The organism is Nocardioides sp. zg-1230 (assembly GCF_013155335.1).
Classification (GTDB): Bacteria; Actinomycetota; Actinomycetes; order Propionibacteriales; family Nocardioidaceae; genus Nocardioides.
Map to the genome: position 1 here is coordinate 95255 of NZ_JABJQZ010000004.1, position 18355 is coordinate 113609.

Consider the following 18355-nt stretch of genomic DNA (forward strand, 5'->3'; position numbering starts at 1 on the left):
GTGACCGGACCGGCGGCCCTGCCGCGTGACCTGCACCCGATCGCCTGGTGGTCCTGGGCGATCGGGCTGGCCACCGCGGCGTCGTTCACCACCAACCCGCTGTTGCTGCTCCTCATCATGGGGTCGGCGACGGTGGTGGTGATGGCACGTCGGTCCGGTCACCCCTTCGGCCGGTCGTTCCGGCTCTACGCCATGCTGGCCGCGTTCACGGTGGTCATCCGCGTGGTCTTCCGCATCATCTTCGGCGGCCAGGAGGTCGGCCACGTGCTGCTCGACCTGCCCGAGATCCCGCTGCCCGACTGGGCGGCCGGCATCCGGCTGCTCGGGCCGGTGACCAGCGAGGCCCTGCTGGCCGGGTTGTACGACGGCCTGCGGCTCGCCGCGGTCATCCTGTGCGTGGGGGCCGCGAACTCCCTCGCCAACCCCAAGCGCCTGCTCGCCTCGGTGCCGCCGGCGCTCTACGAGATCGGGACCGCCCTCGTCGTCGCGGTGACGATCTTCCCGCAGCTCGCCGACAGCGCCCGCCGGGTCCGTGCCGCCCAGGCACTGCGCGGCGGCGCCACCTCGGGCGTCGGGCGCCTGCGCCGCTTCCTCGTGCCCGTCCTCGAGGACGCGCTCGAGCGGTCGCTGTCGCTCGCCGCCGGGATGGACACCCGCGGCTACGGCCGGTCCGGCGGCGCGACCGTCCGGGAGCGGTGGGTGACCGGCTCGCTGCTGCTCCTGGCCCTGACCGGCATCTGCGTCGGGACCTACGCCTGGCTCGACCCGACCGCCCCGCAGGTGCTGGCGCTCCCCATGCTCGGCGTCGGCGTCTCGGTGGCCGTCGTCGGGCTCGTCAGCGCCGGCCGCCGGGTGCAGCGCACCCGCTACCGCCCTGATGCGTGGCGCGGTGCGGAGCTCTTCACCGTCGGCGTCGGCGTCGCGGTCGCCGTGCTCGGCTGGTACGTCGGCCGCACCCAGGCGATCGTCGCCTACCCGGGTGTCGACGTCATGCCCTACCTCTCGCCCCTCGCCCTCGCGCTCGGCGTGCTCGGCGCACTGCCTGCCGTCGCGACGCCGGTGCCCGCCAGCGCACCGGTCCGCCAGGAGGTGGCCGCATGAGCGGGCACGGCGTGATCGCGCTGCGCGACATCGGCTTCCGCTACGACGAGCACCAGGTGCTCGCCGGGGTCGACCTCTCCCTCGACGAGGGGGAGCTCGTGCTCGTCTCCGGTCGCACGGGTGTCGGCAAGTCCACGCTCCTCGGCATCGTCACCGGGCTGGTGCCGCGCTTCACCGGCGGAGTGCTCACCGGCGACGTGCTGCTCGACGGGCGGAGCATCGTGGACCAGCCGCCGCGCGAGCGCGCCCACCTCGTCGGCTACGTCGGACAGGACCCGCTGGCCGGGTTCGTCGCCGACACGGTCGAGGAGGAGCTCGCCTACGGCATGGAGCAGCTCGGGACCGCCCCGGAGACGATGCGGCGCCGGGTCGAGGAGACCCTCGACCTGCTCGGCATCGCCGACCTGCGGGCGCGCGACCTACGCACCCTCTCCGGCGGGCAGCAGCAGCGGGTCGCGATCGGGGCGGTGCTGACCGCCCACCCCCGCGTGCTGGTGCTCGACGAGCCCACCTCGGCACTGGACCCGACTGCAGCCGAGGACGTGCTCGCCACGATCACCCGACTGGTCCACGACCTCGGACTGACGGTGCTCCTCGCCGAGCACCGGCTCGAGCGGGTGGTCCCGTTCGCGGACCGCATCTGCCTCGTCACCGGTGACGGCGGCATCCGGGTGGACGACCCGCACACGGTCCTCGTCGACTCGCCCGTCGCTCCGCCGCTCGTCGAGCTGGGCCGTCTCGCCGGCTGGGAGCCGCTGCCCCTCACCGTGCGCGACGCGCGCCGCCGGGCCCGTTCGTTGCCCGAGATCGCCCCGCCCGAGCCGACGCCCGACCTCGCGGCCGAACCGCTGCTCGCCGCGCGTGGGGTGACGGTGGTGCACGGCTCGCACGTCGCCGTCCGTCAGGTCGACCTCACCCTGTCCTCGGGCCGGGTCACCGTGCTCATGGGCCGCAACGGCTCGGGCAAGTCCAGCCTGATCTGGGCGCTGCAGGGCTCCGGCAAGCGGCGCTCCGGGACGGTGAACGTCGCGGGCGACGACCCGGCCGACCTCGCGCCCGCCCAGCGGCGTACGCACGTGGGCCTCGTGCCGCAGACCGCCGCCGACCTGCTCTACCTCGAGACCGTCGCGGAGGAGTGCGCCGCCGCCGACGCCGGCGCCGAGATCGAGCCCGGGACCTGCCGCGGCCTCCTCGACCGGCTCGCCCCGGGCATCGACGAGACCATCCACCCGCGCGACCTGTCCGAGGGGCAGCGACTCGCCCTGGCGCTCTCGATCGTGCTCACCGCCCGACCGCCGGTGGTGCTCCTCGACGAGCCGACCCGCGGCCTCGACTACGCCGGCAAGGCCGAGCTGGCGCGCATCGTCGCCGACCTCGCCGCCGACGACCACGCCGTCCTCCTGGCCACGCACGACGTCGAGTTCGCCGCCCACGTGGCCGACGAGGTGGTCGTGATGGCCGAGGGCGAGGTCGTGTCCAGCGGCACGCCGCGCCGGGTGCTGGCCGAGTCGCCGTCCTTCGCCCCGCAGGTCACCAAGGTCCTCGGACCGCCGTGGCTGGTCGTCGAGGAGGTCGCCGCGGCGATGGGCGCCCGCGCGGGAGGCGGGCGCCCATGAGCATCCTCGAACGCACCCGCTCGAGCGCCCGGCCCGGCGCGCAGCTGCCGGTCGCCCTGCCGATCGGCCCGCGCACGGCGGCCGTGCTGGTCCTCGCGTCCCTCGCCGGCCTGATGATGCTGTGCTGGCCGCTGCTGCTCGAGGCACGGCCCGGCGACAGGGTCGAGCCCCCGTTCCTCTTCCTCGCGCTGCTGCCGCTGGTCATGGTGGTCGTGCTGGCCGAGATGGGCGAGGGCGGCATGGACTCGCGCGTGCTGGCCGTGCTCGGCGTCCTGTCCGCCATCAACGCGGTGATGCGCGGGCTCGGTGCCGGGACGGCCGGCATCGAGATGGTGTTCTTCCTCCTCGTGCTCGGTGGCCGCGTCTTCGGCGCCGGGTTCGGCTTCGCCCTCGGCTGCACGTCACTGTTCGCCTCGGCCTTGCTCACCGCGGGTGTCGGACCATGGCTGCCGTTCCAGATGGTCTGCGCGGCCTGGGTCGGTATGGGGGCGGGCCTGCTGCCCCGTCGCATCACCGGCCGCGCCGAGATCACCATGCTTGTCGTCTACGCGGTGGTTGCGTCCTACCTCTACGGCCTGCTGATGAACCTGAGCTTCTGGCCCTTCGCGCTCGGCATCGCGGTGCCGGGGCACGAGGGCTCACTGGCCTACGTCGCCGGGGCGCCGGTGCTGGAGAACGCGCACCGCTTCCTCGTCTACACGCTCCTCACCTCGACCGGCGGCTGGGACACCGGGCGCGCGATCACCACCGGGATCGCGATCGTGGTGCTCGGCCCGGCGATCCTCACCACGCTGCGCCGGGCGGCCCGCCGCGCCGTCGTACATCCCGCCTGACCGGTCGCGCCCGGGGCGTCAGGGGCGGACGCGGAGGATGCGGTCGTCGGCCGGAGCCGGCTCGCCGCGCCCGTCGCGGTTGGACGTCGTCAGCCAGAGCAGTCCGTCCGGCGCGGCGGCGACGGTGCGCAGCCGCCCGTAGTCCTCGGTGAAGAACGCCCGCGGTTTCGACGCCTGACCCTTCCCGGAGACGGTGATGCGCCACAGTCGCTGCCCGCGCAGGCCCGCCATCCACAGGTGGCCGTCGGCGAACGCCAGCCCGCTCGGCGACGCCTGGTCGACCGGCCAGACCAGCTGCGGATCGACGTACGACGCGTCCCCGCCGGCGCCCTCGACGCGGGGCCAGCCGTAGTTGCCGCCCTTCTCGACCAGGTTCAGCTCGTCCCACTCCGAGTCGCCGAACTCCGAGGCCCACAGGCGCCCCTCGTCGTCCCACGCCAGGCCTTGCACGTTGCGGTGGCCGAGCGACCAGACCGGGGACCCGGGGTCGGGGTTGCCGGGCGCGGGCCGGCCGTCGGTCGTGATCCGGAGGATCTTCCCGGCCAGGCTCTGCGGGTCCTGGGCCAGCTCGGGGTCGCCGGTCTCGCCGGTCGTCACGTAGAGGTGGCCGTCGGGGCCGAAGGCGATCCGGCCTCCGTCGTGGATGAAACCTGCCGGGATCCCGTCGAGGACGACCGTCGTCCGGCCGAGGCGGCTGCCGTCGAGCTCGGCCCGGACCACCCGGTTGTCGGTGCCGGTGGTCAGGTAGAGGTAGAGGGTCCGGTCGGTGTCGAAGTCGGGGGAGACGGCGACGCCGAGGAGTCCGGCCTCGCCTTGAGGGACGGAGCCCGGGACCGTTCCCAGCGGCGTCACCGCACCGTCCCTGCCGACGCGGAGGACCCGTCCGGAGATGCGCTCGGTCACGACCGCCCGGCCGTCGGGGAGGAAGTCCACGCCCCACGGCACCTCGAGACCCTCGACGAGGGTGTCGGCCACCTGGGGCGGGCCGCCACGGTCGGGGGAGGCGGATGGCGACTCCGCGTCGGTCTCGGGGCTGTCGCTGGGCGTCGGCTGGCTCGGCAGGTCGGTGGGTTGCGTGACCCGCGGGATCGGTTCCTCGTCGGGGCTCGAGCAGCCCGAGGCGCCGAGGAGGAGGGCGAGCGAGAGGAGGGGCGGACCGAGGACCAGTCGAGGTCTCACGCGGCCCGCTGTCATGTCGCCAGTGTGCCGTGCGCCGCCGAATGGTCGTCGTCGTGGTGCCCGGGCGGCTCGCTCGGGTTCGCACCCGAGCGGGTCGCGCCGATGGACGCGACGACGACGCAGGCGATGGCGAGCCACTGCAGCGGCGACAGGTGCTCCTGGAGGACGACGATCGCGGCGAGCGCGGCGGCGGCCGGCTCGAGGCTCATCAGGATGCCGAAGACCGCGGGCCGCAGGCTGCGCAGCGCAACGAGCTCGCAGCTGTAGGGGATGACGGAGCTGAGCAGTCCCACGAGCGCACCGATCAGCAGCACGCGGCCGTCCCACAGCGACGTACCCGCCGTGAGCAGCGCCGGCAGCGTCATCGCGATCGCCGCCACGATGCTCGCCACCGCGAGCCCGTCGAACCCGGACCACCGCCGGCCGGTGCTGGCGCTGAGCAGGATGTACGCCGCCCAGGCCGCGCCCGCGAGGAGGGCGTACGCGACACCGGCCGGGTCCAGCCCCGTGCGCTGGAAGCCGAGGAAGGCGACCCCGACGCCTGCCAGCAGCACCCACACGAGGTCGCGGGCGCGCCGGGAACCGAGGACGGCGAGGGTCAACGGACCGATGAACTCGATCGTCACCGCGATGCCGAGCGGGATCCGGGAGAAGGACTGGTAGATCGCCCAGTTCATCGTGGCGAGGCTGGCGCCGAAGGCGAGCACCACCAGCCAGTCGCGCCGGGTCCGGCCGCTGAGCCGTGGCCGCGCGACGGCCGCGAGCACGAGCGCACTGGTCGCCAGCCGCAGCCACACCATGGCGGTGGGGGAGATCTCGCCGAACAGCCCCTTCGCGATCGCGGCGCCGAGCTGGACCGACAGGATGCCAACGAGGACCAGCCCGACGGGGCCGAGCAGGGTCTGGCTCGGTCGCTGGATCACCGGGCCAGCCTATTCAGCCCGCTGTGCCCTTCTCGAAGCTGCCCTCCTCGAGGCTGTCCAGTGCACGGCGGGCGTGGCGTCCCTCGGCGGCGAAGTAGTCGAGGCCCCAGTCGGCGACCAGGGACGGGAACCGGAAGGGTTCCCCCGGTCGGTCCGCGCCGCGGAGGGCCTCGCGGACCTGGCCGAGGTCGGCGATGGCGCTGTCGAGCTCGTCGAGGTAGTCGAGCAGCATCCGCCGGGTCTGCTCGGGCTCGCTGGCGTGACCGATGAGCAGCCGGAGCAGCACGGTGTGCTTGAGGACGGGGAAGCCGGCCGGCGTCTGGTCCATCCACTCCCGCAGCGCCTGCTTCCCGGCGTCGGTGATGGCGTACGTCGTCACCTCGCGGCCGCCGTCCGCGCGGGCGTCGGCCCGCACCAGTCCGAGCCCGGTGAGCCGCCGCAGCTCGGTGTAGATCTGGCTCATCGCGGGGGAGACCCAGTAGAAGCGCAGCGTCACATCGGCGCGCTGCTTGACCTCGTACCCCGTCAGCTCGTCGCCGAACGTGAGGAGGCCGAGGATCGCATAACCCGTCACCGGGACGTCTTGACTCATCGTTCTCCGAGAGTAGTGTTCCTAATCGGAATAGTCATGCTCCCTCGACGTCCAGGAGGCCCCGATGTCGCGCACGCTGCTCATGGTCGGCACCCGCAAGGGCATGTGGCTCGGGACGTCCGACGAGGACCGGACCTCGTGGGACTGGACGGGGCCCCACTTCCCGATGGAGGAGGTGTACTCCGTCATGGTCGATACTCGTGGCAGCGCGCCCCGGTTGCTCGCCGGCGCCTCGTCGAGCTGGCTCGGGCCACAGGTCTGGCGCTCCGATGACCTCGGTGCCACGTGGGACGAGACGCCCAACGGAGCCGCCCGCTTCCCCGAGGACACCGGCGCCACGCTGGCCCGGGTGTGGCAGCTGCAGCCGGGCCCGTCGGCCGACGGGGGTGACGGCGTGGTCTGGGCCGGGACCGAGCCCGGCGCGGTCTTCCGCTCCGAGGACCGGGGCGAGACCTTCTCGCTCGTCCGGGGCTTGTGGGACCACCCCCACCGCCCGGAGTGGAACGAGGGCTTCGGCGGTCAGGCCTTCCACACGATCCTGCCCCACCCCTCCGACCCCTCACGCGTGCTTGCTGCGCTGTCCACGGGTGGCGTCTACGTCACCGAGGACGGCGGGTCCTCGTGGCGGGCGTCGAACACCGGGGTGAAGGCGGAGTTCTTCCCCGGTGAGCGCAACTACCCCGAGTTCGGCCAGTGCGTGCACAAGGTGGCGCGGGACGCAGTGGACCCCGATCGGCTCTACCTCCAGAACCATGGCGGCGTCTACCGCTCCGACGACGGGGGCGCCTCCTGGCAGGACATCGCCCCGGGCCTGCCGACCGAGTTCGGCTTCGCGATGGTGGCCCACCCCCGCCGTGCGGACACGGCGTACAACTTCCCCATCACGGGGGCCGAGGCCCGCTGGCCCGTCGACGGCAAGGCACGGGTCTACCGCACCACCGACGCCGGGTCGTCCTGGGAGCCGCTGGGCGAGGGGATCCTGCCCGACGGCTACTACACGGCCGTCATGCGCGACGCGCTGTGTGCCGACGACCACGACCGACCGGGGCTCTACTTCGGCGGCCGCAACGGCGGGGTCTGGGCCTCGCCCGACGAGGGCGCGTCGTGGCAGGAGATCCACAAGGACCTCCCGGACGTGCTCGTGGTCCGCGCCGCGAAGCTCTCGTGAACCGGATCGGCTGAGGACCAGACTCCCGTCATGGCCGACTTCTCGCTCTCGCGGAGCACCACCATCCAGGCGCCGCCGGACCGCATCCACGCGCTGGTCGACGACTTCCGGGAGTGGCAGAAGTGGTCGCCCTGGGAGGGGGTGGACCCCGACCTCGACCGCGAGTACTCGGGCCCGGATCACGGCGTCGGATCGACCTACCACTGGTCCGGCAACAAGAAAGCCGGCGAGGGCGAGATGCGGATCACCGGGTCGACGCCGACCTCGCTCGTCGCGGACCTCGAGTTCCTCAAGCCGTTCAAGGCGTCCAACGTCATGAGCTTCGCGCTGGCGCCGGACGGCGACGCCACCGACGTCACGTGGACGATCACCGGTCGTCGCAACGCGATGATGTCCCTGATGGGAAAGCTGTTCTTCGACAAGTCGATCGGCAAGGACTTCGAGCGCGGCCTTGCCGCCCTCAAGCGCGAGTCCGAGCACACCGCCTGACCGGGCCGGACTCTTGCCCGTGAGTCTCTGAGGGACTCACGTCCTCGACCCGTCCTGCGCCCCCGCCAGCGGAGACTCTTGCCGGTGAGTCTGTGAGCGACTCGCCGGCAAGGGCGCGGCTCCGGAGCCGGCGTGCGTGCCCCCGGCGAAACGGGGCGACCGTCGGGGCCCCTAAGTGTCCACAGGCGGCCGAATCCAAGGTCACCAGAGGCGTCTGTGGATGACGGCTGCCTCGATGTCGGCGTCCGGGTCTGTGCTGGAGGTACGAGGTGCCCGACAGCGGGTGCCGGGGCAGCAGAAGACGGGTGGACCCGATGGAAGACGTGAATGGGGCGGGCGAAGGTGGCGAGCAGCTCGCGGCCGAGGAGATCGATCGCGCGTCCTGGGACTCGATGGCGAACTGGACGCAGGCCGAGCGGGACTACTGGTTCATGGGACCGTTCGACGGCGGGATGCCCGGCATGATCCGCCGGATCAGGAGGATCCTGGACGTCTCGCAGCGGGGTCTTGCGGCGCTCCTGAAGGTGTCCCAGTCGGTGGTGGCGCGTTGGGAGACCGGGCGCACGAGCCCGCGATCGTGCGTGGTGGAGCAGCTGCTGCGGATGGCCCGGCTGCGGGCGACCGTCCGCGACGAGCAGGGCGAGGAGGTGGGCCCGATGCGTGCCGACGGGGCCAGGACCCACGCCGGCAGCCGGTATCCCGCTCACGTCGACCTGCGGGCGACGGGGTGGTGGGTGCCGCGCCGGTTGCGGTCGATGACCTCGGTCGAGGCGTTCGCCTGGCGTGACCGGTCGAGGAGGGTCGGCGACCCGGCCATCCGCTACCAGGCCTCGCCCTTCTGGAAGGCGGTTGAGCGGGAGCTGTACGGCATCCCGGACGACCATCCTGCGGTGCACCAGCTCGTCGCCGAGGTGCGGTACCTCGACGAGCGTCGGGTGGAGCGCTGCCGCCCGCGCGCCGCGTGAGACCGCCGCGTGAGACCGCCGCCGGATCGACATGAGACACGACGCGGCGACACCAGGCGTGCCCACTAACCTGCAGGCATGACCCACGCAGCCGACGGACCCGACATCAAGCCTCGCAGCCGCGACGTCACCGACGGGCTCGAGAAGGCTGCGGCCCGGGGCATGCTCCGGGCGGTCGGCATGGGCGACGACGACTGGGAGAAGCCCCAGATCGGCGTCGCGTCGAGCTGGAACGAGATCACCCCCTGCAACCTCTCGCTCGACCGGCTCGCCAAGGCCGTGAAGAACGGCGTGCACGCCGCAGGAGGGTTCCCGCTCGAGTTCGGCACCATCTCGGTCTCCGACGGCATCTCGATGGGCCACGAGGGCATGCACTTCTCGCTCGTCAGCCGTGAGGTCATCGCCGACTCGGTCGAGACCGTGATGATGGCCGAGCGTCTCGACGGATCGGTCCTGTTGGCCGGGTGCGACAAGTCGCTCCCCGGGATGCTGATGGCCGCCGCGCGGCTCGACCTGGCCAGCGTCTTCCTCTACGCCGGGACGATCATGCCGGGCCAGGTCGACGGCAAGGACGTCACCATCATCGACGCCTTCGAGGCCGTGGGCGCCTGCCTGGCCGGCAAGATCAGCCGCGAGAAGGTCGACGAGATCGAGCGCGCGATCTGTCCCGGCGAGGGCGCCTGCGGTGGGGCGTACACCGCCAACACGATGGCCAGCGTCGCCGAGGCGCTGGGCATGTCCCTGCCGGGCAGCTCGAGCCCGCCGGCGGTCGACCGTCGCCGCGACGGCTTCGCGCACAAGTCCGGGGAAGCCGTGGTCAACATGCTGCGACAGGGGATCACCGCCCGCCAGATCATGACGCGGCCGGCCTTCGAGAACGCGATCGCGATGGCGATGGCGCTCGGCGGCTCGACCAACGCCGTCCTCCACCTGCTGGCCATCGCGCGCGAGGCCGAGGTCGACCTGACCCTGGACGACTTCACCCGCATCGGCCGCACGGTCCCGCACCTGGCCGACATGAAGCCGTTCGGCCGCTTCGTGTGGACCGACTTCGACCGCGTCGGCGGGATCCCGGTGCTGCTGCGGGCCCTGCTCGACGCCGGCCACCTCCACGGTGACGTCCTCACCTGCACCGGAAAGACGATGGCGGAGAACCTCGCCGGCCTCGACCCCAAGCCGCTCGACGGCGAGATCCTGCGCCAGCTCGACCGGCCGATCCACGCCACCGGCGGGCTGACCATCCTCAAGGGCACGCTGGCGCCCGAGGGCGCGGTGGTCAAGAGCGCTGGCTTCGACGACTCCACCTTCACCGGCACCGCCCGGGTCTTCGACGGCGAGCGCAAGGCGCTCGACGCCCTGGCCGAGGGTGCCATCGCCGCCGGCGACGTCGTCGTCATCCGCTACGAGGGCCCGAAGGGCGGTCCGGGGATGCGCGAGATGCTCGCCATCACCGGGGCCATCAAGGGCGCCGGCCTCGGCAAGGACGTCCTGCTGATCACCGACGGCCGGTTCTCGGGCGGCACGACCGGTTTGTGCGTCGGCCACATCGCCCCCGAGGCCAGCGACGGCGGTCCCATCGCGTTCCTCCGCGACGGCGACCAGATCACCCTCGACGTGGCCAACATGACCCTCGACGTGCACGTCGACGAGGCCGAGCTCGCCGCGCGCGCCGAGGGCTGGGAGCCCCTGCCGCCGAAGTACACCCGCGGCGTGCTGGGGAAGTACCGCAAGGTCGTCCAGAGCGCCGCCCACGGGGCGGTCTGCTACTGACCGACGGCCGGGCCCACCGCGCGGACCGGTCGGGGATAGGTTGCCGTGGTGACCTCCTCCATCCAGCAGGGCGCGGCAGAGCTCGACGCAGCCGACCCGCTCGCCCGGTTCCGCGACCGCTTCGTCGGGGCGGCCAGCGACCTCGTCTACTTCGACGGCAACTCCCTCGGCCGCCCCGTCGCCGCGACGGCGGACCGGCTGACCGAGTTCGTCGAGAAGGAGTGGGGCGGACGGCTGATCCGCGGCTGGGACGAGCAGTGGATGGACCTGCCGACGACCCTCGGCGACGACCTGGCGCGCGTGTGCCTCGGTGCGGCCGCCGGCCAGACCGCGATCGGCGACTCCACCACGGTGTGGCTCTACAAGCTGATGCGCGCGGCGGTCGACCACGCCGTGCGGACCGACCCGGACCGCACCGAGCTCGTCATCGACACCGACAACTTCCCCACCGACCGCTACGTCGCAGAGGGCATCGCCGCCGAGCGCGGACTGACCCTGCGCTGGATCGAGGTCGACACGTCCGAGGGCGTCACCGCCGACCAGCTCCGCGAGGCCGTCGGCGAGCGCACCGCGCTCGTCGTGCTCAACCACGTCGCCTACCGCTCCGCCTGGCTGGCCGACGCGCCCGAGCTCACCCGGATCTGCCACGACGCGGGCGCGCTGGTCCTCTGGGACCTGTGCCACTCCGCCGGTGCGGTCCCGGTCGCCCTGGACGAGTGGGACGCCGACCTGGCCGTCGGCTGCACCTACAAGTACCTCAACGGCGGCCCCGGGTCGCCGGCCTTCGGCTACGTCAACGCCCGCCTCCAGGACCGGCTGACCCAGCCGATCCAGGGGTGGATGGGCCACGCCGACCCGTTCCTGATGGGGCCGGGCTACACGCCCGCGCCGGGCATGCGCCGGTTCATCTCGGGCACCCCGCCGATCCTCGGCATGGTCGCCATGCAGGACATGCTGGCGCTGGTCGAGGAGGCCGGAATCGAGGCGATCCGGGCCAAGTCCGTCGCCCTGACGTCGTACGCCGTCGAGCTCGCCGACGCGACGCTGCCCGAGGTCACGCTCGCCTCCCCGCGCGACCCCGAGCGGCGTGGCGGTCACGTGACGCTCCACCACGACCGGATGCGTGAGGTCACCGCGCTGCTGTGGGAGCGCGACGTGATCCCGGACTACCGCGACCCGGGCGGCCTGCGGCTGGGGCTCTCGCCGTTGTCGACGTCGTTCGACGAGGTCGAGCGCGGCATGGCGGCCGTCGCGGAGGCGCTGCGATGACCGGGCCGGTGGGGGTGCGGCTCTCGGCGACCCGGACCCGGACGACCAACGAGCACGGCCAGCCCCTGGGCCGTCCGGTCGAGTGGGCGGGTGCGACGGCACCGACGAAGGACAGGGTCCTCGAGGGCAGAGGCGTCCGGCTCGAGCCGATCGGTCCGCAGCACGTCGACGACCTGTTCCGCGCGCTGTGCCGCCAGGACGACGACCCGGTCTGGACCTACCTGTCCTGGGACCGTCCGCGCGACCGCGACCAGCTGGCGACGATCGTCGAGCAGGCGGCCGCCGACCCCGGCCGGGTGACCTACGCGGTCGTCCCCGTCGAGACGGACCGGGCGGCCGGGTTCTGCTCGCTCATGCGCATCGACGAGGAGATGGGCTCGATCGAGGTGGGCGCGATCGCCTACGGCCGCCAGCTCCAGCGCAGCCGCGCCGCGACCGAGGCGATGGCGCTGCTCATGCGGCACGCGTTCGACGACCTCGGCTTCCGCCGCTACGAGTGGAAGTGCGACAGCCTCAACGGCGCCTCGCGGCGCGCCGCGCTCCGGCTCGGCTTCGTCTGGGAGGGCCGGTTCCGCAACGCGCTCGTCTACAAGGGCCGCAACCGCGACACCGACTGGTTCTCGATCACCGACCGCGAGTGGCCGCGGGTGCGGCAGGCCCTCGACGACTGGCTCGACGACGGCAACTTCGACGACACGGGTCGTCAGCGCGCCCGTCTGGCCGCTCGCCCGCCGCAGGCCGCAGCACCGGACAAGGAGCAGTGACATGGACCAGCGCGTCAGCTTCATCACCCTCGTCGTGACCGACCTCGACGTGACCCGACGCTTCTACGTCGACGGGCTCGGCTGGGAGCCGGCGATCGACGTGCCGGGGGAGGTGCTGATGTTCGAGGTCGCCGACAAGGTCGTGCTGAGCCTGTGGACCGAGAGCGGCTTCGTCGCCGAGGTCGGGCAGGCGCCGGCACGCGGCGGCGTACCGCCGGTCACGCTGTCGCACAACCTCGCCACCACCCAGGGCGTCGACACGGTCCTCGAGCAGGCCCGCGCCGCCGGGGCCTCGCAGGTCGGGGAGGCGAGCGAGCGCGACTGGGGCGGCTACTCCGGCTACTTCGCGGACCCCGACGGCTTCCGGTGGGAAGTGGCCTACAACCCGGGCGAGATCGGGCAGTCTGTGCTTCCGTGAGCGCACCGAGCAGCGAGAGCACCGGAGAGAGTCCCGGCCACGTCGTCCCCGGCTGGGACGACTACTTCCTCGGCATCGCCGACGCCGTCGCCGCGCGCGCCAAGTGCACGCGTCGACGGGTGGGGGCGGTCCTCACGATCGACCACCGGATCATCGCCACCGGCTACAACGGCGCCGCGCCCGGGGAGGACGACTGCCTGGGCGGGGCGTGCCCACGCGGCCAGCTCGGGTACGACGACGTGCCGGGGCTCGGCGACTACGACCGGCCCGGCACTCCCGGGTTCTGCATCGCCATCCACGCCGAGGTCAACGCCCTGCTGTTCGCGACGCGCGACACCAAGGGCGCTACGGCGTACATCACCGACCCGCCCTGCCCCGGCTGCCGCAAGGCGCTCGCCGCGGCCGGCGTCGTGCGTGCCGTCTGGCCCGACGGGGAGCACGACCGCGTCGGGCTCACCGCCTGGGGCTGACCCAGACCAGCTCGCCCGACTCCCACATCGCCAGGGCCACCGGCACCAGGCTCGACATCGCCTCGGACTGGCTCAGCCCGGCGAGGTCCTCGGCGTGCTCGGCCCCATAGGCCTGCCCAGCGGCGTTGTTGCTCTCGTCCACGCTCGAGTCGCGGCGGTTGGGGGTGCCCGCCTCCTGCGCGGCCGCGAGAGCGCGGGCGGGCTCCAGCCCGAACCGTGCGGTCAGCGTCGCCTGCCACATGAAGTGCCGCATCGCGTTGGTGCGTCCCGGGACGCCGCGGCCGTGGGTCGCGGCTGCCCGTAGGGCGGCCTGCGAGATGCGCAGCACCTCGAAGGCCTCCGACGGCTCCAGGCCGGCCCTGGTCGCGCCGGCGTAGAGCCGCGGCACCCCGGTGCCCGCATGGATGGCCTGCTGCACGACGTCGCCGAAACCCATGGACACAGACTGTCAGAATCAAGTCATGGCTCCGCCGATCCGCTTCCCCCGCCCCCTCCGACCGGGTGACCGCGTCGCGGTGACCGCGCCGTCCGCCGGTGTCGTGGGTCCCTCGGCGGCTCGCATCGAGTTCTGCCTGGACTGGCTGCGCGGTCGGGGGTACGACGTCGTGGAGGGGGAGTGCCTCCACGGCGGCGGCCTCACCTCGGCCCCGGCCGAGCAGCGGGCTGCCGAGCTGACCCGCATGCTCGCCGACCCCGACATCCACTGCGTCGTCCCGCCCTGGGGCGGCGAGACCGCCATCGACATGGTCGACCTGCTCGACTGGGACGCGCTCGCCGACGCCGAGCCGACGTGGCTCGTGGGCTACTCCGACCTCTCGACCCTGCTCGTGCCGATCACCACCCGCCTCGGCTGGGCCACCCTCCACGGGGACAACCTCGCGGACACGCCGTACGCCGTCCCCGACGGGCTGCTGCACTGGCTCGACCTGGCCGGCGGTCCCGGGCCCTTCATGCAGCGCGACTCCGGCCTGGTCGCCACCTGGGTGCGCTTCGAGGAGGACCCCCAGGCCACCGCGTGGAAGCACGTCGGCGAGGGGGGCTGGGAGGTCCAGGGCGGCGGCGCGCTCGACGTCACCGGCCGCCTCATCGGTGGCTGCACCGAGACGGTCGCCAACCTCGCCGGCACGCCGTACGGCGACGTCCGGGCGTGGGCCGAGGCGCTGGACGGGCCGACGATCGTCTACGTCGAGGCCTGCGAGGAGCACGCCGTCAACACCTGCCGCTACCTGCACTCCCTCCGGCTGGCCGGGTGGTTCGACCGGGCGGCCGCCGTGCTGGTCGGCCGTACCAACGCCCCCGACCACCCGGAGATGACGCAGCGCGAGGCGGTGCTCGACGCCCTCGGCCGGCTCGACCTGCCGATCGTGTGGGACCTCGAGATCGGCCACGTGCCGCCGCACCTGCCGCTGGTCAACGGGGCGCTCGCCCGGGTCGTCGTCGACGGGGACACCCGGGAGATCACCCAGACGCTGGCCTGAGGGGGTGGCCCGCTGTCGGTGGACGGTGGCAGGGTCGTGGCATGAGCGATGCGACGACCGACCCGAAGGCGCGACTCAGCCACGACCAGATCCTCGAGGCCGGTCTCGACGACTGGCGCAAGGTCCTCGACCGCCTCAAGGCACGCTTCCGCACCGGCGACTTCGCGACCGGTGTCACGCTGGTCGACCGGATCGGCGCGGCCGCCGACGAGGCGAACCACCACCCCGACGTCCAGCTGACCTATCCCGAGGTCATCGTCACCCTGAGCAGCCACGACGTCGGCGGCATCACCAGCCGCGACATCGAGCTGGCCCGCCGGATCAGCGGCTTCGCGGCCGACCTGGGCGCCGAGGCCGACACCTCCGGGCTGACCGAGCTGGAGCCCGGTCTCGACACCTCCGCCGGCGACCGGCTCGGCGCGTTCTACGCAGCGCTCCTCGGCGGCGAGGCCGGACCGGGCGGGCTCCGGGACCCGAGCGGGCAGGTGCCCGGCGTGTGGTTCCAGGAGCCCAGCAACGAGGGCTCGGAGCTGCCTCCCCAGGAGCCCGAGCAGCGCTGGCACTTCGACGTCTGGGTGCCCCACGACGAGGGCCAGCGGCGCCTCGAGGCCGTCCTCGCGGCCGGTGGCCGGCTGGTCAGCGACGCCGAGGCGCCGTCGTACTGGGTCATCGAAGACCCCGACGGCAACCGCTCCTGCATCTGCACGCCGCTCGACCGCGGCTGACGAGGCGCGCCCAAGAGGCCACATCGCGAGACTCCTGTTCCAGATACTGGGACGCCTGTCACACTTGCTTGACGCCGGACCACCCCGGCGACGACGGTTGTCACATGCGCACCGAGATTCTTGTACGCACGCGACGCGTGAGCTGAGGCCGACCGGCCAACGCACGCGCGTCACCCCTCGTCGCCCACCGGGCCGAGGGGTTTTTTCATGGGCTCACCGCTGGACCGCAGACGCAGGAGAGAGAAGGACATGACGGAGCAGGGCGCACAGGGAAGCGGGTCGGTCACGGGCGCACAGAGCCTGGTGACGTCCCTCGAGGCGGCCGGTGTCACCGACATCTTCGGCATCCCCGGCGGCGCGATCCTCCCGGCCTACGACCCGCTGATGGACTCGACGCGCATCCGCCACATCCTGGTGCGCCACGAGCAGGGCGCCGGCCACGCCGCCCAGGGGTACGCCGCCGCCACCGGCCGGGTGGGCGTCTGCATGGCGACCTCCGGTCCCGGCGCGACCAACCTGGTCACGCCGCTCGCCGACGCCCACATGGACTCGGTGCCGATGGTGGCCGTGACCGGGCAGGTCGGGGCCTCGATGATCGGCACCGACGCCTTCCAGGAGGCCGACATCCGCGGCATCACGATGCCGATCACCAAGCACAACTTCCTGGTCACCGACCCCGCCGACATCCCGCACACGATCGCCGAGGCCTTCCACATCGCCTCCACCGGTCGCCCGGGCCCGGTGCTCGTCGACGTGGCCAAGTCGGCCCTGCAGGCGCAGACCACCTTCGCCTGGCCCGACGAGCTGCACCTCCCCGGCTACCGACCGGTGACGACGCCGCACGCCAAGCAGATCAAGGAGGCCGTGCGCCTGATCCGCGAGGCCCGGCGCCCCGTCCTCTACGTCGGCGGCGGCGTCATCCGCGCCCGGGCGCACCGCGAGCTCGCCCAGCTGGCGGCGCTGACCGGCATCCCGGTCGTCACCACGCTCATGGCGCGCGGCGCGTTCCCCGACAGCAACCCCCAGCACCTCGGGATGCCCGGCATGCACGGCACGGTCGCCGCGGTCGCCGGCCTGCAGAAGAGCGACCTGATCATCAGCCTCGGTGCGCGCTTCGACGACCGGGTGACCGGCAACCTCGACTCCTTCGCCCCCGGCGCGCTGGTGATCCACGCCGACATCGACCCGGCCGAGATCGGCAAGAACCGCCACGCCGACGTGCCGATCGTCGGTGACTGCAAGGAGGTCATCGCCCAGCTCGTCGCGCTGCTGCAGGCCGAGGGCGCCGACGGCGACTACGAGGCGTGGATCTCGTTCCTCGCCGGGGTCAAGAAGCGCTACGCGCTCGGCTACGACGCGCCGACCGACGGCTCGCTCGCCCCCCAGTACGTCCTCGAGCGGCTCAGCCACATCGCCGGCTCCGACTCGATCTACGTCGCGGGCGTCGGCCAGCACCAGATGTGGGCGGCCCAGTTCGTGGGCTACGAGAAGCCCAACACCTGGATCAACTCCGGCGGCCTCGGCACGATGGGCTTCTCCGTCCCGGCCGCCATGGGCGCCAAGGTCGGGATGCCCGACACCACGGTGTGGGCCATCGACGGCGACGGCTGCTTCCAGATGACCAACCAGGAGCTCGCCACCTGCGCGATCAACGACATCCCGATCAAGGTCGCGATCATCAACAACGAGTCGCTCGGCATGGTGCGGCAGTGGCAGACGCTCTTCTACAACGAGCGCTACTCCAACACCGACCTGCACTCCAAGCGCATCCCCGACTTCGTCAAGCTCGCCGACGCCTACGGCTGCGTGGGCCTGGCCTGCGAGTCGCCGGACGACGTGGACGCCACGATCGACAAGGCGATGGCGATCGACGACCAGCCGGTCGTGGTCGACTTCCGCGTCCACCGCGACGCGATGGTGTGGCCGATGGTCGCCGCCGGCACCAGCAACGACGAGATCAAGTACGCCCGCGACCTCGCGCCGCAGTACGACGACGTCCAGGACGACTGGGAGGTCCGGGCATGACCAACAAGCACACGCTGAGCGTGCTGGTGGAGAACAAGCCGGGCGTGCTCGCCCGCATCGCCAGCCTGTTCTCCCGCCGCGGCTTCAACATCGACAGCCTCGCGGTGGGCCCGACCGAGCACTCCGAGGTGTCGCGGATGACCATCGTGGTCAACGTCGACGAGTCGCCGCTCGAGCAGGTCACCAAGCAGCTCAACAAGCTGGTCGAGGTGATCAAGATCGTCGAGCTCGACGGCCCCGGGTCGGTCAACCGCGAGCTCCTGCTGGTCAAGGTCCGCGCGGACGCCACCACCCGCGGCGCCGTGCTCGACGCCGTCCAGCTCTTCCGGGCCAAGGTCGTCGACGTGGCCCCCGACGCGGTCACCGTGCAGGCCGTCGGCAACGCCGACAAGCTCGCCGACCTGCTGCGCGTGCTCGAGCCCTTCGGCATCCGCGAGCTCGTGCAGTCCGGCATGGTGGCGATCGGGCGCGGCTCGCGCTCGATCAGCGAGCGCACGCACCGCCCCGTCGCCGTACCCGCCCCTGTTTCTGCCATCGCCAACTGACCCCAGAGAAACCACCCATGAAGGA

Annotated in this window: 19 protein-coding genes; 15 read left to right on the plus strand and 4 right to left on the minus strand. The window is 72.5% G+C overall.

From position 1 onward, the window contains the following. From HOO61_RS12380 to HOO61_RS12390, 3 genes are read left to right on the plus strand one after another with little or no spacing between them, the layout of a single operon-like run. Positions 1 to 1101, plus strand: coding sequence for a CbiQ family ECF transporter T component (locus tag HOO61_RS12380; protein WP_172259031.1), 1101 nt, complete (start codon positions 1 to 3; stop codon positions 1099 to 1101). Next, the gene (locus HOO61_RS12385; protein WP_172259032.1) at positions 1098 to 2717 is read left to right on the plus strand and encodes an ABC transporter ATP-binding protein; all 1620 of its coding nucleotides are present in this window, start codon (positions 1098 to 1100) and stop codon (positions 2715 to 2717) included. The genes HOO61_RS12380 and HOO61_RS12385 overlap by 4 nt, the downstream gene beginning before the upstream one ends. Next, the gene (locus HOO61_RS12390) at positions 2714 to 3550 is read left to right on the plus strand and encodes an ECF transporter S component (protein WP_172259033.1); all 837 of its coding nucleotides are present in this window, start codon (positions 2714 to 2716) and stop codon (positions 3548 to 3550) included. Before HOO61_RS12385 ends, HOO61_RS12390 begins: the two co-directional genes overlap by 4 nt. Positions 3551 to 3568: 18 nt before the next feature. On the opposite strand, the gene HOO61_RS12395 is transcribed toward HOO61_RS12390, so the two are convergent. Genes HOO61_RS12395 through HOO61_RS12405 form a run of 3 tightly spaced genes read right to left on the minus strand, consistent with a single transcriptional unit; the run spans position 3569 to position 6244 of the window. Continuing rightward, on the minus strand, positions 3569 to 4744 hold the full coding sequence (locus HOO61_RS12395) for a sorbosone dehydrogenase family protein (protein WP_172259034.1): 1176 nt from the start codon (positions 4742 to 4744) through the stop codon (positions 3569 to 3571). Then, entirely contained in the window at positions 4741 to 5652 is a 912-nt protein-coding gene (locus HOO61_RS12400; protein WP_367650141.1) for a DMT family transporter, read from the minus strand. Before HOO61_RS12400 ends, HOO61_RS12395 begins: the two co-directional genes overlap by 4 nt. Before the next feature lie 13 nt (positions 5653 to 5665). After that, positions 5666 to 6244, minus strand: a complete 579-nt coding sequence (locus HOO61_RS12405) for a PadR family transcriptional regulator (RefSeq protein WP_172259035.1) — start codon at positions 6242 to 6244, stop codon at positions 5666 to 5668. A gap of 64 nt (positions 6245 to 6308) precedes the next feature. Between HOO61_RS12405 and HOO61_RS12410 the strand changes: the two genes are divergently transcribed. From HOO61_RS12410 to HOO61_RS12445, 8 genes are all read left to right on the plus strand, one after another. Further along, positions 6309 to 7412, plus strand: a complete 1104-nt coding sequence (locus HOO61_RS12410; protein WP_172259036.1) for an exo-alpha-sialidase — start codon at positions 6309 to 6311, stop codon at positions 7410 to 7412. 30 nt (positions 7413 to 7442) lie between these two features. Continuing rightward, entirely contained in the window at positions 7443 to 7901 is a 459-nt protein-coding gene (locus HOO61_RS12415; protein WP_172259037.1) for an SRPBCC family protein, read from the plus strand. Between the two features lie 314 nt (positions 7902 to 8215). Continuing rightward, entirely contained in the window at positions 8216 to 8866 is a 651-nt protein-coding gene (locus HOO61_RS12420; RefSeq protein ID WP_172259038.1) for a helix-turn-helix transcriptional regulator, read from the plus strand. Positions 8867 to 8944: 78 nt separating this feature from the next. Next, entirely contained in the window at positions 8945 to 10636 is a 1692-nt protein-coding gene (gene ilvD / locus HOO61_RS12425) for a dihydroxy-acid dehydratase (RefSeq protein WP_172259039.1), read from the plus strand. Between the two features lie 48 nt (positions 10637 to 10684). Then, complete coding sequence (locus HOO61_RS12430; RefSeq protein WP_367650142.1) at positions 10685 to 11905, plus strand: kynureninase; 1221 nt, start codon at positions 10685 to 10687, stop codon at positions 11903 to 11905. Beyond that, the gene (locus HOO61_RS12435) at positions 11902 to 12669 is read left to right on the plus strand and encodes a GNAT family N-acetyltransferase (protein ID WP_172259041.1); all 768 of its coding nucleotides are present in this window, start codon (positions 11902 to 11904) and stop codon (positions 12667 to 12669) included. The genes HOO61_RS12430 and HOO61_RS12435 overlap by 4 nt, the downstream gene beginning before the upstream one ends. 1 nt (position 12670) lies before the next feature. Next, a complete protein-coding gene (locus HOO61_RS12440; RefSeq protein ID WP_172259042.1) occupies positions 12671 to 13087 on the plus strand; it encodes a VOC family protein in 417 nt (138 codons plus the stop codon). Further along, positions 13084 to 13557: a deaminase gene (locus tag HOO61_RS12445; protein ID WP_172259043.1), complete on the plus strand. Its 474-nt coding sequence runs from the start codon at positions 13084 to 13086 to the stop codon at positions 13555 to 13557. The genes HOO61_RS12440 and HOO61_RS12445 overlap by 4 nt, the downstream gene beginning before the upstream one ends. Here HOO61_RS12445 and HOO61_RS12450 read toward each other — a convergent pair. Then, on the minus strand, positions 13541 to 13993 hold the full coding sequence (locus HOO61_RS12450) for a hypothetical protein (protein WP_172259044.1): 453 nt from the start codon (positions 13991 to 13993) through the stop codon (positions 13541 to 13543). The genes HOO61_RS12445 and HOO61_RS12450 overlap by 17 nt on opposite strands. Positions 13994 to 14018: 25 nt before the next feature. Between HOO61_RS12450 and HOO61_RS12455 the strand changes: the two genes are divergently transcribed. The 4 genes from HOO61_RS12455 to ilvN all read left to right on the plus strand — a co-directional run bounded on the left by HOO61_RS12455 (position 14019) and on the right by ilvN (position 18330). Beyond that, positions 14019 to 15035 (plus strand): S66 peptidase family protein, encoded by a 1017-nt coding sequence (locus HOO61_RS12455; protein ID WP_172259045.1) that lies wholly within the window; start codon positions 14019 to 14021, stop codon positions 15033 to 15035. A 41-nt stretch (positions 15036 to 15076) separates the two neighbouring features. Continuing rightward, positions 15077 to 15760 (plus strand): 4a-hydroxytetrahydrobiopterin dehydratase, encoded by a 684-nt coding sequence (locus tag HOO61_RS12460; protein WP_172259046.1) that lies wholly within the window; start codon positions 15077 to 15079, stop codon positions 15758 to 15760. A 249-nt stretch (positions 15761 to 16009) separates the two neighbouring features. Continuing rightward, complete coding sequence (locus HOO61_RS12465) at positions 16010 to 17785, plus strand: acetolactate synthase large subunit (protein ID WP_172259047.1); 1776 nt, start codon at positions 16010 to 16012, stop codon at positions 17783 to 17785. Beyond that, a complete protein-coding gene (gene ilvN, locus HOO61_RS12470; protein WP_172259048.1) occupies positions 17782 to 18330 on the plus strand; it encodes an acetolactate synthase small subunit in 549 nt (182 codons plus the stop codon). Before HOO61_RS12465 ends, ilvN begins: the two co-directional genes overlap by 4 nt. Positions 18331 to 18355: the final 25 nt, after the last annotated feature.